Source organism: Photobacterium frigidiphilum, assembly GCF_003025615.1.
GTDB lineage: Bacteria > Pseudomonadota > Gammaproteobacteria > Enterobacterales > Vibrionaceae > Photobacterium > Photobacterium frigidiphilum.
On sequence record NZ_PYMJ01000036.1, the window covers coordinates 1 to 15310 of the forward strand.

Annotated in this window: 13 protein-coding genes; 10 read left to right on the forward strand and 3 right to left on the reverse strand. The window is 39.3% G+C overall.

Annotated elements, in window-relative coordinates:
• Nucleotides 1-117 precede the first annotated feature (117 nt).
• Both brnQ and yjjG read right to left on the reverse strand, forming a co-directional pair.
• On the reverse strand, nt 118-1302 hold the full coding sequence (gene brnQ, locus C9J12_RS24195; RefSeq protein ID WP_227876444.1) for a branched-chain amino acid transport system II carrier protein: 1185 nt from the start codon (nt 1300-1302) through the stop codon (nt 118-120).
• 435 nt (nt 1303-1737) lie between these two features.
• Entirely contained in the window at nt 1738-2412 is a 675-nt protein-coding gene (gene yjjG / locus C9J12_RS24200) for a pyrimidine 5'-nucleotidase (RefSeq protein WP_107245043.1), read from the reverse strand.
• Nucleotides 2413-2637: 225 nt separating this feature from the next.
• Between yjjG and ribA the strand changes: the two genes are divergently transcribed.
• The 4 genes from ribA to C9J12_RS24220 all read left to right on the forward strand — a co-directional run bounded on the left by ribA (nt 2638) and on the right by C9J12_RS24220 (nt 6862).
• Complete coding sequence (gene ribA / locus C9J12_RS24205) at nt 2638-3690, forward strand: GTP cyclohydrolase II (protein ID WP_107245044.1); 1053 nt, start codon at nt 2638-2640, stop codon at nt 3688-3690.
• A 389-nt stretch (nt 3691-4079) separates the two neighbouring features.
• Nucleotides 4080-4589 (forward strand): porin family protein, encoded by a 510-nt coding sequence (locus C9J12_RS24210; protein ID WP_107245045.1) that lies wholly within the window; start codon nt 4080-4082, stop codon nt 4587-4589.
• A gap of 557 nt (nt 4590-5146) precedes the next feature.
• Nucleotides 5147-6355, forward strand: a complete 1209-nt coding sequence (locus C9J12_RS24215) for a NupC/NupG family nucleoside CNT transporter (RefSeq protein ID WP_107245046.1) — start codon at nt 5147-5149, stop codon at nt 6353-6355.
• Between the two features lie 195 nt (nt 6356-6550).
• Entirely contained in the window at nt 6551-6862 is a 312-nt protein-coding gene (locus C9J12_RS24220; RefSeq protein ID WP_146150110.1) for a hypothetical protein, read from the forward strand.
• A gap of 93 nt (nt 6863-6955) precedes the next feature.
• Here C9J12_RS24220 and C9J12_RS24225 read toward each other — a convergent pair whose 3' ends face one another.
• Nucleotides 6956-7840: an NAD(P)-dependent oxidoreductase gene (locus C9J12_RS24225; protein ID WP_107245048.1), complete on the reverse strand. Its 885-nt coding sequence runs from the start codon at nt 7838-7840 to the stop codon at nt 6956-6958.
• 482 nt (nt 7841-8322) lie between these two features.
• Between C9J12_RS24225 and C9J12_RS24230 the strand changes: the two genes are divergently transcribed.
• The 6 genes from C9J12_RS24230 to C9J12_RS24255 all read left to right on the forward strand — a co-directional run bounded on the left by C9J12_RS24230 (nt 8323) and on the right by C9J12_RS24255 (nt 15178).
• Entirely contained in the window at nt 8323-9255 is a 933-nt protein-coding gene (locus C9J12_RS24230) for a SphA family protein (protein ID WP_170111873.1), read from the forward strand.
• Nucleotides 9256-9689: 434 nt separating this feature from the next.
• On the forward strand, nt 9690-10010 hold the full coding sequence (locus C9J12_RS24235; RefSeq protein WP_107245050.1) for an EF-hand domain-containing protein: 321 nt from the start codon (nt 9690-9692) through the stop codon (nt 10008-10010).
• Between the two features lie 235 nt (nt 10011-10245).
• On the forward strand, nt 10246-10860 hold the full coding sequence (locus C9J12_RS24240) for a hypothetical protein (protein ID WP_227876445.1): 615 nt from the start codon (nt 10246-10248) through the stop codon (nt 10858-10860).
• Between the two features lie 272 nt (nt 10861-11132).
• Entirely contained in the window at nt 11133-12956 is a 1824-nt protein-coding gene (secD, locus tag C9J12_RS24245) for a protein translocase subunit SecD (RefSeq protein ID WP_227876446.1), read from the forward strand.
• A gap of 4 nt (nt 12957-12960) precedes the next feature.
• Nucleotides 12961-13860 (forward strand): protein translocase subunit SecF, encoded by a 900-nt coding sequence (gene secF, locus C9J12_RS24250; RefSeq protein WP_107245052.1) that lies wholly within the window; start codon nt 12961-12963, stop codon nt 13858-13860.
• 307 nt (nt 13861-14167) lie between these two features.
• The gene (locus C9J12_RS24255; RefSeq protein WP_170111874.1) at nt 14168-15178 is read left to right on the forward strand and encodes an alpha/beta hydrolase; all 1011 of its coding nucleotides are present in this window, start codon (nt 14168-14170) and stop codon (nt 15176-15178) included.
• Nucleotides 15179-15310: the final 132 nt, after the last annotated feature.

Sequence of the window (15310 nt, forward strand, 5' to 3'; positions counted from 1 at the left end):
ATGCGAAAAAGATTAAATAAATTGACGCAAGCCGATCACGTCAGTTAGATTTTACGAAGGTCTACAATCGAATGAGATTGTGATCGCCATCGATGTTATAGAGCGATCGGCATCATGTTAATACGCATCAATAACGGTAAGTGGCAATTTGTCTAAAATACTCAGGGCATCAATCGTACCAAAGAGGGTTGCTATCAGCACAATGACAGTGTGAATCGTTGATGGTTTATTGGGTAACGGCAAAGAAACTGTTGCTAATATTAAAGCGATAGCAATAGGGCATAAGATTAAAATAGCAGGTAAACTTACTTCAATAATTGTCTCTAAGCCGAAGTTAGAAACAATCGCAGTTAATCCCAAAATAAGCGTCGCACTGATTTTAAAAGGTATACGGTAAGTGTTTTTATAATACTGGGCATTTGCATTGGTTAAACCAATCGTGGTTGTTAAACATGCCATTAACGTTATAGCCGCGAGTAATACTTGTCCTGCTTGTCCAAATTCACCTGCTGCGTAACGGGTTAAAATTTCACCGCCGTTTAATGCATTGGGTGCAATGTTTGAAGATGTAGCCCCTAAATAGCCCATCGCAAGGTAACAACTAGACATCAGTATTGCATAGATTCCCGCAATCCATCTGCTGTATTTTGCAATGGCCTTAGTCGATGTAACCCCTTTACTTTTAATGGCTTGAATGATCACCCAGCCAAATGCAACCGCAGCGATAGCATCTAATGTCATGTAACCTTGAACTAGCCCATTTACGGTTGGGGCTTGTTTATATATCTCTGTTGCAGGGCTTGTTGAGCCAAGGGGGTTAATAATGGCAGCAATAATGAGTAATGCCAGCATGCTAATGAGTGCTGGCGTCATCACTTTTCCAATGTAATCTACTAAACGGCCCGGTTTTAATGCCAATAGCAATGTAAGGGCGCAGAAGCTAATAGAGAAAATGAAGAGGTAGTTACCATTTACAAAAGGTTTTATCCCCATCTCATAGGCGACAGTAACAGCCCTAGGCAATACGAAAGCAGGCCCTAACGTTGTAAGCACTAAAATCCAAAATGAACGATCCATCCATTTGGGTAAGCTAGCGGTAAGTTTATCTGCCGATGATAAACGGCCAAGCACAATAATGGTAAGAGCAGGTAACCCAACAGCGGTTAACAAGAAGCCTGCTATAGCAAGTAACCAATACTCACCAGCTTGTTGTGCCATTAGTGGTGGAAAAATGAGATTTCCAGCACCAAGAAAAAGTGCAAAGGTCATAAACCCGATGGCGATAAGATCTTTTCTATTCAATTGACTAAACCCTTATGGTTGTTGTCAGCTGAGCTAGAGGATATGGAGAAGAGGTAATCAGTATCCGCCAGCTAAGCTGACGAAATACATTATCTGTCAGCGTAAGTGTGTGACTACGACGACGACAGAGACGACAGAAAGAATGGAATGAGATACTGAAGGTAAGTATCTTTCCATGTTGCGCGTACAAATTGTATGTTTAAGAGAATACGGCATTATTCATTTCTGTGTAAAAGTTGATAGACTTTAAACTAATGGGATATTCCGCCATTGTAAAGCCTTAATTTGGGGCTTTTAATTGTGAATGGTCACTTTATGTGGCTTTTTATATGGATACAATGAATCAGGCAGTCAATATTTCTGCCTGATTATACCTTCTTAGACAAGCCTCTGAGTATTGGCTTATTTAGATGAGGAATATCAATTTTAGGCTGCTTATTTGTGAAGCAGTGTTTGTAATTCACCTAAAGAACTAACTTGATAATGAGGCGTAATGTTCTCTGGTGTATCGTGGCCATCGACATTCAGCCAACACGTATCAAAGCCTGCATTTAACCCCCCTAAAATATCAGAATGCGGGTTATCACCCACCATAAGAACATGATGTTTTTCAGGTTGCCCCATATGTTCTAACGCATGTTCAAAAATCCCCACATGTGGCTTAGCAATACCGACTTGCTCAGAGATAATAAGTGGCGAGAAGTACTCTTTGAACCCAGTGCGTTCAAGGCGTATTTCTTGTAGTTCAGTAAAGCCATTAGTGATTATGCCCATACCCACTTTACCGTGTAGTGATGCAAGTAGCTCTTTAGCACCAGGTAGTGGGGCACAAATATCCGCCATTGCCGTTAGAAAAGCACTGTTTAATGTTTGAGTCGTCACCTCTAGTTTTTTAGCCCAGCCTTCAAAGCGGATATTCTGAAGTTGTTCTGCTGAAATTATTCCATCTTGATAGTCAACCCAAAGCGGTTTGTTTGTCGTTTGGTAAACGCCGTAATCATGTGAAGTGAAATCGACACTAAAGCGTGAAAACATCAGTTGCAAGCCTTTGAAGGCATCAAAGTGGAATAATGTTTCATCCGCATCGAACAGGATCCATTTGTACTTCATATATCTCTCCATCAGGCAATTTTTACGTATATTAATCTAGATGGCGCTTAATCCCAAATATGAATAATTTATGATATTAGCATCTACTTATTTATGACTAAGTGGTAATTATTTACCGGCTAAATGTTTATTTTTTGTTAATGTAACTATACTTCACTGTAGGAAATGAAAGGCAAAGTGTGCGCAGAGGTGCACAGGCCCGTTTAGCATCATGGAGTATAATAAATGGTTGAAGAAATAAAATTTTATGAGCCAGAAGATAATCACGGTTTTTTATCTAATTTTGCTTTAAGTCCTATAACACTGAGTGATGTAGTGTGGCCGAGTAGTGAACATTATTATCAAGCTCAAAAATTTACAGATTTAAGTATTCAAAATAAAATATTAAATGCAGAAACACCGGATGACGCTTTTAAAATTAGTCGTGATTTTGCTGATCAGGTAAAAGATGATTGGATGGAGGTTCGTGGTGCTGTAATGCGATTTATTGTATTTGAAAAATTTCGTCAGAATACATATTTTACGCACCTATTAGTCAGCACTGGTGATCATTTTATTAAAGAGCACTCGCATAAAGATGATTACTGGGGAGACGGTGGCGACGGAAGTGGCAGAAATGAGTTAGGTAAAATTCTCATGGATGTTCGAGAGTATTTTGCTAAAAAAGAACCTTTTAATCTTGTTCATTTTGTTGATAGTGCAAAATTGCCCACTCAGTGGGGTACATTTCAAATGTATGGCTTTATTGAGGTGAAGACGGGGAAAGAACATCTTGCACTTGTTTATGGTCAACCAACCCCCGACGAACCCACTCTTATCCGCTTACATTCTGAATGTTTAACGGGTGATGCATTATTTAGTCAACGTTGTGACTGCGGTTTTCAACTTGCTCGAGCAATGGAAAATATCGTCAAGAAAGGGTCCGGCGTCTTATTATATTTGAAGCAAGAAGGGCGGGGCATCGGTTTAATTAATAAGATTCGTGCTTATCATCTGCAAGACGAAGGAGCAGATACAGTAGAAGCTAACGAAAGGTTAGGCTTTGCGGCTGATATGCGTGATTATGCCTTCTGTCGAGGCATGCTAAGTTTTCTCAATATTGAATCTGTTAGTTTAATGACAAATAACCCACGTAAGATTAATGCACTGACTGATAACGGTATTAATGTTGTCGAACGTGTCACCTTGCAAGAAGGTAATAACCCTTTTAATGAAGGTTACCTTAAAACAAAATCAGCCAAACTAGGCCATATGTTTGATGCGGAATTCATCAAGTAACGAAGATCTGTAGTTAGATGGAAAAAGACGATAACTGTACAGTGTTTTATTCAGAAACATGAAAAGAAGAGCCTTTTATCGATATAAAGGCTCTTTTTTATGCGTGTTGTTTTTGAATGACATACCTTTTAAGTAAAGTTACGAGTTGATAATGAGTTCTTAATTAGAGATGAGTATTTTTTTAATCGTTTTAATGGGAATTGATTAATTAATTCGTTAATTATCCTCTATATATCATCATGGTATTCAGCGTCAATTCAGCTATAAAACATTGTTTTTTATGTTAAGGTTTGGTTCAGTTTTAAGGTGTAGAGTAGTTGTTATTGAAACGGAGCACAGCAATTTACATATTGCTTTAACTTACAATAATAATACTTAGGAGTTTCCCCATGAATAAATTTACAGTACTTTCAACTCTGATTTTAGCGTCTTCTGTTACTCTTCCCGCGTTCGCTGCTGATACTGATTGGTTTGTTGGTGGTGGCGTTGGTTATCAGCAAGACACCATTAAAGGTGCCAATGAACAAAATGGCGAAGACGCCACTTACCAATTGCGTGGCGGTGCAATCATTAATGACCACCACCGTGTAATGGGTACTTACAGCTACATGGATAAATCATCTCAAAATATGTTTCTCGCTTCTTATGATTATTTAATTCCTGTCGCTCAGAAAGTGAATTTATTTGCAGGTGTATCTGCTGGTTTAGCTGATAACAAAATTAACAATGACAGTTCTACAGATTTTGTATGGGGCGGCCAAGTAGGTGCTATGTACGAAATAAATGATAGCTGGTCTACTGATCTAACTTACCGTTACCTTGATCAAGACTACAGCGAGCAAGCAACAAAGCTTGATTATTCTCAGCAGGTTGTATGGTCTGTTGACTACAAATTCTAAACAAACGACTTATTGTGTCTGATTAACTAAAACGTTGAAGTTATTAAGAAGGGAAAATGGGCTTTTCCCTTCTTACTTTTCATTGCTTACACATATAGGATATTTCATTAGAGCAATAATCTTTCGTCTACATTGCTTATCTATACCTCTGCTCACTCTCTCACTTATAGAAAATCACCATTTTTATCATATCCGTCTATATTTTACCCAAACAAACCAAGATCACAAAAATAAGCGGTAATAGGGTTGTTAATGCGATCTATATCTCTATATACTCCGCATCCGGTCAGAACCATTGAGTTCCAGCCACCTTAGTTACAAGCTGTCACCACGGAAATGTGAACGACCCACGGAGTTGGACCGGCATGATTTTAGCTTGTTATCAAGGTGACTTGTATGTTGTTTTTATTGACGGATAATCTTTTATTTTCTAGGCTTGTTAGCTTAGTTCCTACCTATTTTGCTTTCTTCTTGAAGGCTAATGATCCCCAATGGCAGCATTCAGTAACACCTTCATTTTTCGACATCTATTTTAAAAAAAGCAGCAGGACGAAATAATGCAGTTGTTAATTAGTTTAGCCGGTATTTTGGTACTGGTTTTGTGCGCATGCGCAATTTCTGAAAACCGTAAAGCAATCAATTGGCGTACAGTCGGTGGGGCATTGTTTTTACAAGCAAGCTTCGCTGCATTGGTATTGTATGTACCCGTGGGGCAGATGATGTTGGGGGCAATGAGTAGTGGCGTTGCGAGTATATTGGGTTTTGCTGATGAAGGAATAAAGTTTTTATTTGGTGATTTAGCAACAACAGGTTTTATCTTCGCAGTTCGTGTTCTTCCTCTCGTTATCTTCATTAGTTCTCTTATTTCTCTTCTTTATTATCTTGGTGTGATGCAGTGGGTCATTAAAGTGATCGGTGGTGGCATCCAGAAATTCCTAGGTACAAGTCGTGCTGAATCATTAGTGGCGACAGGTAATATTTTTCTTTCTCAAGGTGAATCCCCACTTCTTGTTAGACCTTTCCTTCCTAAGATGACGCGTTCTGAACTATTTGCCGTAATGACAGGTGGTATGGCATCAGTTGCGGGTAGTGTATTAGGCGGCTATGCGGGTTTAGGCGTTGAATTAAAATACCTAATTGCTGCAAGTTTCATGGCTGCTCCTGGTAGTTTGTTAATGGCTAAAATTTTAGTACCAGAACAAAGCACGCCTGTAGAGCAAACAGATATCGAAATGGCGACCAGTGAACACAGTAATGCGATTGATGCATTAGCGGCTGGTGCGATGAACGGTATGAAAGTGGCTGTTGCTATCGGTACTATGCTTATTGCTTTTGTCAGTGTTATTGCAATGGCAAACGCAGGACTGGGCATGGTAGGTGAGTGGTTCGGCTTTGTTGGCTTAACAATGCAAGGTATTTTGGGCTACATTTTCTCACCATTAGCATTCATCATTGGTGTACCGGCAAATGAGATGCTGCAAGCGGGTTCATTTATCGGTCAGAAGATGATTCTAAATGAGTTTGTGGCTTTCCTTGATTTCGTCAGTATTAAAGAAACCCTGTCATCTCAGAGCCAGATTATCATTACTTTTGCACTGTGTGGTTTTGCAAATATTGGTTCAATTGCAATTCAGATCGGTTCAATCGGTATCATGGCGCCAGAGCGTCGCGGTGATGTGGCTAAGTTAGGCTTTAAAGCGGTACTTGCTGCAACACTTGCTAACTTAATGAGTGCGGCCTTAGCGGGTATCTTCATCTCGTTATAACAATGACGGCTTGATTCACCATAAGTAATAGAAGCACAAAAATGCCACACAGTACTTTCGGTGTGGCTTTTTTTATGATAAAAATTGAACATTGTTTTAAATTTCTGTTGAGATCGTATGCTGAGAAGAAAGATAACAATCCTTATTTCGATGATATTGTTCAGTTCACTGACAAGCAGCGTCGTAGCAGCAGAAATGCCGATAAGTGATCTGTTTCTGAATGCTTTGAATGAACCCGTATTGTTACTATCTGAATCGACGGTGTTCTCTAAAGAGAGTGTTTTGATTGATGACAGGTCTCGTGAGACTGACGCTAGTAATATGCTAATAACAGACTCATTCCAGAATATGTCATCGATATATACGAGTAATACACGATTCTTTGATAAGCAATTTGAAAGTAACAATAAAAACAACGCTTATGATGGTGTTGAATGTGAAGGAGAAGAGTGTGCTGTTCCTGTTGCATTGATGGCACTTGATTTTATGTTAACCAATAACCAATAACCAATAACCAATAACCAATAACCAATAACTCAAGCTAAAAAAGGCATGATATTGACCATGCCTTCAGGTTGAATATAGCGTGTGTCGCAGTTATTAACTGAAATCGGGCTTATCGAATTGTTTAATCAATACTGAAGTATCTGAACGGTTGTGTCCTCGTTGCTGTAAATCAGCATATTTGGCATCAACTTGCTTAGCCAATGGTAGCTCGACGCCTAGCTTGTCTGCTGCATCAAAACAAATACCTAAATCTTTACGCATCCAATCGATAGCAAAACCAAAATCAAATTTATCTTCAGCCATTGTTGCTGCTCGGTTTTCTAACTGCCAAGAGCCAGCTGCACCATGTTTTAATACATCCGTCATTTTTTCAATGTCTAAACCTGACGATTTAGCCAAAGTAATGGCTTCAGATAAACCTTGTAGAATACCGGCAATACAGATTTGATTCGCCATTTTTGTTACTTGACCATAGCCCACATCACCCATTAATGTCGTGGCTTTAGCAAAGCAATCAATAATCGGTTTTGCTTTCTCAAACACTGCTGGATCACCACCTACCATAACAGTTAGGCAGCCATTTATTGCACCAGCTTCGCCACCAGAAACAGGGGCGTCTAAGAACTCTGCGTGTACGGCATGTGCAGCTGCTGCGATTTCACGTGCCACTTCAGCAGAAGCTGTGGTGTTATCGACCAAAATAGCGCCCGATTTTACCGTAGAAAGAATCCCATTTTCACCGGTGTAAACATGGCGAACGTCATCATCATTACCGACACAAGTAAAAATAATGTCGGCATTTTTTGCCGCTTCTGCGGGTGTTAAAGCCAGTTGACCTTTATAGCTATTAATCCACTTTTCAGCTGTGGCTGTTGTGCGGTTATAAACGGTAACGTTGTGACCTGCATTGGCTAAGTGACCCGCCATCGGGAAGCCCATAGTGCCAAGTCCGATGAATGCGATATTGTGTGTTGTCATTGTTATTGTCACCTCGTTACATGTAACTAATACATAAAATATTGATTTTATATAATTTGAAAAAGTTACATTTTTTAAAATTTCCCAGTGTTTTTGCTATCAACACTGATAGAAGAGGCCATCAAGTCATGGCTAATTTATTGTCTGACTAAACTTTATCATATCCATCATGCATATAGGAAGGTAGTGGTAGAACGGCTTTCGTTAACACGGAACTGGAAAAAGTGAGTTAGACTCTTTACTTTATTTTAGCTTGTTATCGTTAAGTGCTTCTCACCAATAACACTTCCTTTCATTTTTCTTGTGCTAAATTTTATTATGATGACTATTTACCCAAGCTACCTCTGGATTCAGAGTGATCTCAGCGAGTTTTGTTGGGCTCTATGCGGTGTTATAAAAAGGTTTTTGATGATTAACGTATTAAGAATAGAGCAGTCGTTACTAACCCTTAACAGTTTTAAGCAGCATAGGTAGTTATGTTTATGCGCTTTATTATTATTTTCATCTTCATTGTGCATTTTTTGAATCAAAATACCATTGCTGCTGAAGGGGGATATAGTAACTATCTTCCTGGAAGTTATGGCGACTTTGGTATGGCACTTTCCCCGACAGAAACGTGGACTATACGAAATGATACATACTATTATGATGCCAGCACCAGTAGAGCTGTACAGGGAGGTAATCTCGTAACAGATTTAGATTTACAGTTTCTTATGAACTTTACCACGTTATTGTATAAACCTGAGTTCAAAATTTTTGGTGCACAATATACCACTGGTATATTTATTCCTTTTGTAAATCTTAATACTGAAGCAAGCTTAAAGGTAAAGGAGGGGAGTGGGAGTCAGGTATTAAATGCCAGAGATAGTGCCACGGGATTGGGTGATGTATCTCTGATCCCTTTTGCGCTCTTTTGGAGTGAAGGCAACATCCACAGTTCATTCGCTCACTATGTAATCATTCCAAGTGGTGATTACGACGTTAATAACTCGATTAACAATGGCTTGAACTACTGGAGTTTCGATACCAATCTCGCGATAACGTATCTGAACTTAGAAACAGGTCATGACTTTTCCTTCAATCTTGGTCATATTTATAATACTGAGAATGAAGATACTAACTATCAAACTGGTCAAGAAATACATCTTGATATAGCTCTAAACCAGTTTTTCTCCGATAGTTTTGCTGTCGGTATCCATGGTTTTTACCTCAATCAATTTACGGGTGACAGTGGCTCTGGTGCACTTTTAGGGGATTTTAAAGCAGAGGTCGTTGGCGTTGGTCCTGCCTTATTATGGAATACAAAAATATCTAATCAGGATGTTTCGTTTATCGCTAAATGGTTACATGAAGTGAAAGCTGAAAACAGATTAGAAGGTGATCATTTATTCCTAAGTTTTGCGTTTGATTGGTAAAGTATGTGGTAATTAGTCTCAATCCGCTTTAAAGCATTTAATATTAGTTCAAGTAAAATCAGAGACTAGTAATGTAGCTCTAACTTACATAAAAAATGGCACTTTAGATATTGAACTGGAGTTGCTAAATAAAGTGACGATAAGTTTTTGGGGGGAGGTCTTTATTTCTGACGTGCAACACAAAGCTATTAATAAGCAGTTAATATCAAAGAAACAATAACTAATAGACTGTAACTCATCATTTATTTGTTCGTAATTCTTCTTTTCTCCAATAAATATATGATAAGTCAAAGGTACTTAGCGCATCGAATTTGCCATGTTGAATGTTAATTGATAGTTCAGTATACAGGTGATTTAACAAAACATGATTTAACCTGACATCCATACCCCCTAAAGTGTTATTATTTAAGTGAATTACTAAGGAGGGTACTATTATGATAAACACAAAACTTGCTATTATTGCAGTTATCGGTATTAGCCTGATATCTGGCGCAAGCATGGCTGGAATGAACGAAAGGATGCAATGGAATATGCCTGAGTTCAACCAAATAGATCTCAATCATGATGAAACCATTAGCCCTGTAGAGTTCGAACAATTTCGTCAAAAAAGGATTAGCGAACGTAAGGCTGAAGGGCGTCAGATGAAAAATATGAACCAAACTAACATGTTTGATGTTATCGACCTAAATCAAGATGGTTTGGTCGATGCTGAAGAATTTAGCCTGCATCAGGCCAATAAGCGTATGACTTGGTGATAAGCATAATTGAACATAAAACTCGTTCTATGCACTCGGAATGAAAGCCTACCATTAATAGGCTTTCTGCTCTGTATTTTTTGCAACGGAATCCTGCAATATAACGGGCAGTTATGATTGATTCAACGCAGTTAAAGTGAGGTTATGCTAATTATCACTTGTATCAATTGTAATTGAACATTATTATGCGTTTGTCTCAACTTTTAATGACTAGCCTTGTCTTGATTTGTAAAATATGTTCATAAATTTATTTCGTGTATTAATGATGGTGATCTGTTTAGGAGCTTCTTTTGTCGCTCACGCTGACGCTCGTCTATTAAATGATGAAATAAATGCTGTGATTGTTTCAAGTCAAAGTGAGCGTAGTGTTTTCAATCAGGAAATCAACAGTAATGTTTTATCCGTTGTAAACACTTTTCATATTGTGACTGAAAAAATTGATGAATCATCAAACATTGAGCCTTTGTTTACTAATGCACATGGCGCAACAGAAAATGATCTTGCACTAAAAACGCATGACACGTTATTGGTTTGGAACTTCTCTCAACCGATTGAAAAAACACAGCGTAAACATTCATCTGAAGGTCGTACCTATCATCTTGGTTTAGCTAATTCTTCACGTCAGGCGAATGTTATCCGTCATGATCCCGAAGAAGTTCAGCCATATTATGAATTAGCAATAGAACTACCAGTACCGCCTGCACCTAGCTTGGTTATTGGCTACACAATACAATTTAGTGATGCATTAAACTGGATGTTAAATACTAATTCTCCCTCTTCTCGTATATCCGGTTGGAAAGAGAGTAATCTCACCTATACGCGATATCAGCAACAACTTTCTCACGCCTAATTTGTGATTGCTTATTAAGAGCATGATCCAATTGCAATCCAATATCGATCGAAAAACAACTTAATCTTCATCGATGTTGTACGTAATGACGCATGAATGTAAACCAACGGAATGATCCTCTAAAGGGTGAGTATTTCTGAGTTAACCAATATTTAGTGAATTAGCACGCTATTGGTTTTTATATTCTTATTCATGACGTCACTATTAAAACCTCAAATCACCCGATGTTGATTGTTGAACAATAATCGCGTCAGAGTGAATTGTATGGCGACTTGAGAATGAAAAAACAAATTAAACAAAAACAAATTTTTAATCATTATTCGGCATGGAAGTATATCGTGTTGGTAGTGATGGTACTTGTGATGCTGCTAAGTGCGATTCCGACTTGGTATGGTGAAGATGCCGCTGTTCAGATTAGCGCCAAAAATGCACCTGCTCCTTCTGTTTTGGCTATTCAACGCCAGTTAGAAGCGAGTGGTATCACGGTAAAACGTATTGACCAACAAGCTGATAAAACAGTTATCGTACTGGAAAATGACAACCAGCAAACGCAAGCTAAAAAAGTGTTATCCAATGTCGTGAAAGACAAATCAACACTAACGCTAGCGCTTGAACCTGCTGCGCCATTATGGCTACAAAATATGGGTTTCGAACCGATTAAACTTGGTCTTGATCTTCGTGGTGGTGTGCAGTTTTTACTTGATGTAGATATTGACCAAGTTTACAAGGCGCAAGGTGCAAGCTTAGCGGATGAATTGCGTCAATTATTCCGCAAAGAAGGCATTCGAGGGGCACGTGTTGAGCAATCGGATGCTGACCACCTAACGGTAAAGGTGAATAACTCTGAGGCAAACAGCGCTGTTCGTAAGTTTGTCAAAACACAATACCCACAATGGCAAGCAACCAATGGCGATGGTAACAGCGTTCGCTTAGCCATGAAAGATGCAGAAAAAACAGAGTTACGTAACTTAACCGTTCAGCAAAACTTACAAACAATGCGTAGTCGTATTGAAGAGTTAGGTATTACTGAAGCATTGGTTCAGCGCCAAGGTGAAAACCGTATTCGTATCGAGCTACCTGGTGTGCAAGATCCTGCTGCAGCGAAGAATGTTATTGGCGCAACGGCAAGCTTGGCTTTTTATGCTGTGAAAGAGCAGGGCACTGGCAGCACGATGGAGCTGAAAAACAAACAAGGCCAGCCTGTACGAGTAGGGCGCAATCCTATCTTAGGTGGTGACCATATTGTTGATGCCCGTGCGAGCTTTGGCGAAATGGGTATGGCTGAAGTAAATATTACCCTCGATTCATCGGGCGGTAAGATCATGTCTGACTTCTCTCGCGATAATGTTGGTAAGCCAATGGCTACCTCATACAGTGAGTACGGACGTGATAGCGAAGGCAAAACAACCCAAACCAATGAAATTATCAGTGTTGCAACGATTCAATCTCAGCTTGGTATGCGTTTTCGTATAACAGGTACTGGCTCAATGGAAGAAGCACAGCAGTTGGCGTTGTTACTGCGGGCGGGTTCACTAACTGCTCCTGTAACGATTGTTGAAGAACGTACAATTGGTCCTACATTAGGGGCTGAAAATATTGAAAATGGGTTTGCTGCGCTTGGTTTAGGCTTGGGCGTTACGTTGTTATTTATGGCAGTGTGGTATCGCCGTTTAGGCTGGGTTGCGAACGTAGCTTTGATTTCCAATATGATCATGTTATTTGGCTTATTGGCATTAATTCCTGGTGCTGTTTTAACCTTGCCTGGTATTGCAGGGTTAGTACTTACTGTTGGTATGGCCGTTGATACGAATGTACTTATATTTGAACGAATTAAAGATAAGCTAAAAGAAGGGCGCAGTATGGCTCAAGCGATTGATCGCGGCTTTAGTAGCGCTATCGGTACTATCTTTGATGCCAACTTCACCACTATGATCACAGCGGTTGTGTTATACGCCATTGGTAATGGTCCTATTCAGGGCTTTGCATTAACACTCGGTTTAGGTCTTTTAACCAGTATGTTCACTGGTATTTTTGCTTCTCGCGCCATCATTAATTTGGTGTGGGGTCGTGATTCTCGTCGTAATATAAGAGTGTAGTGCCATGATTATTAATATGAAAAATGCAACAAAGTGGCGTTACTTTACGAGTGCCGTGTCTATAACATTGATGCTTGTCTCTATTCTTTTAGTGGCGACTAAAGGGCTAAATTGGGGTTTAGACTTCACTGGTGGTGTTGTCAGTGAAGTGCAATTAAGCAGCAAAATTACCAGCAGTGAAATCGAACCATTATTGAAGGCTGGTCTTCATCAAGATGTCGCTGTTATCGCATCGGGTGAACCAGGGCGTTGGGTACTTCGTTATGCAATACCAGAAGCGGGCCAAGAATTGCCATCAATAACAGAAATGTTGGCACCTATTTCAACCGATATTACGGTTCTGAACACCAGTATTGTTGGGCCGCAGGTAGGGCAAGAATTGGCAGATCAAGGTGGATTAGCATTACTCGTATGTATGCTGTGTATTCTAGGTTATTTAAGCTACCGCTTTGAGTGGCGCCTCGCATCAGGGTCTTTGTTTGCGTTGCTACATGACGTGGTTTTTGTGTTGGGTTTCTTTGCATTAACCCAAATGGAATTCAACTTAACGGTATTAGCTGCAGTGCTGGCGATTTTAGGTTATTCATTGAATGATTCAATTATTATCGCCGACCGTATTCGTGAATTGTTGATTGCGAAACCTAAATGGTCGGTTCAAAAAATAAATAATGAAGCGATTGCTGCAACATTCTCACGCACTATGGTGACTTCAGGTACAACGTTAATGACTGTGGGCGCACTATGGTTACTAGGTGGTGGACCGCTAGAAGGGTTCGCAATTGCTATGTTCATCGGTATTATTACAGGTACATGGTCATCCATCTCTGTGGGTACAACGTTGCCTGAATTGTTTGGCTTGAAACCTGAGCATTACTTACCAAAAGTGGTTACAGAAGAGCCCTAGTAAGATGAATTAGTCTGATGGCTAATCAGTATTAATTAATTATTTTTATGTGAATGCCAGTTAGTTAATCTGACTGGCATTTTTTATACCCACCCCAAACATCCTGAAGATGCTCGTCGAGATAGAGAGTGACAAAGATCTTATATATGAATGTAATACTTGTTGCATATAGGTTCATATTCGTAATCACCTCTACAAATAATCGAATTCGAACGTTATTGTGCTCATTCGAGCTGATTTGTGAGTGGTTGCCATGCTAAGTTACCCCTAGCTGTTGTGTTGAACAGTTTTAATAAGGAGGTTAATTTTGACAAAAATCTTGGGTTTTATTCTATTTTCTTTTAGCTTTCTGAATATCGCTTATGCGACAGATTGGGTTGCTGATACTGAATTAGCGGGCTTTGAAAAAACGACACTATTATTACAAGATGATTATGATGGCGAAGCTAGCGCAACGCTAATCAGGTTGAAAAGTGTTGAACAGAGTCAAAAGGCAGTACTGTATATCCATGGGTACTCTGACTATTTCTTTCAGGAAGAAATGGCACAGCAGTACATAGATCATGGTTATAATTTCTATGCCATCGATCTTCGTAAATATGGACGTTCTATATCAGAAAATACAGCTCATCCAAATATGATGAAGAAAATTGATGAGTACGACGAAGAAATCACAAAGGCTATTTCACTGATTCGAGGTGAAGAAGAAAATACAAAACTATTGCTTGCGGCTCACTCAACGGGCGGTTTAATTGGTGCCATTTACGCAGATAAATACCAGGCAACTAAGACAATTGATGCCGTGTTTTTTAATAGCCCTTACTTAAATAAAGTGCCAGTTGGTGGCTCTGCTATCATCGCGCTTGGTTTGACTTGTCCATTCTGTGAGTTACCAACCCCTCCGAATCTTAAAGTGTATGGTGAATCTGTAAGTGACAAATATCACGGTGAATGGAACTTCAATCTTGAGTGGAAACCCGTAGGAAGGGATGGTGGAGATATTCCTGTTTACGCTGGTTGGTTACGTTCTGTGTATCTAGCCCAGAAGCAAGTAAAAGCAGGCTTAGATATTCAAGTGCCCATTTTAGTTATGCACTCGAAGTACAGTTATAAGCCTCTTTTTTATACAGATAAAGCTTCCACTATGGATACAGTTTTAGTCGTGGATGAAATTAATGAGTATGCAGATTATCTTGGTGATCATGTAACGAAAATCCGTGTCGATGGTGGTTTGCACGATTTAGTACTTTCAAAGAGTGATGTCCGTACGAAGGTTTATACGGAACTGTTCCGTTGGCTTGATGCTTACATGAAGTAAATAAACAATGATTAGGCATAATGTTAAGCAGCCATAGGTTCGACTGAATATCGATTCATGGCTGCTTTTTTGTGTTATTCGTCCTATGGCTTTTCTTTTCCTGTCTTTTTTGTTCAGGATTGATTCATTTAA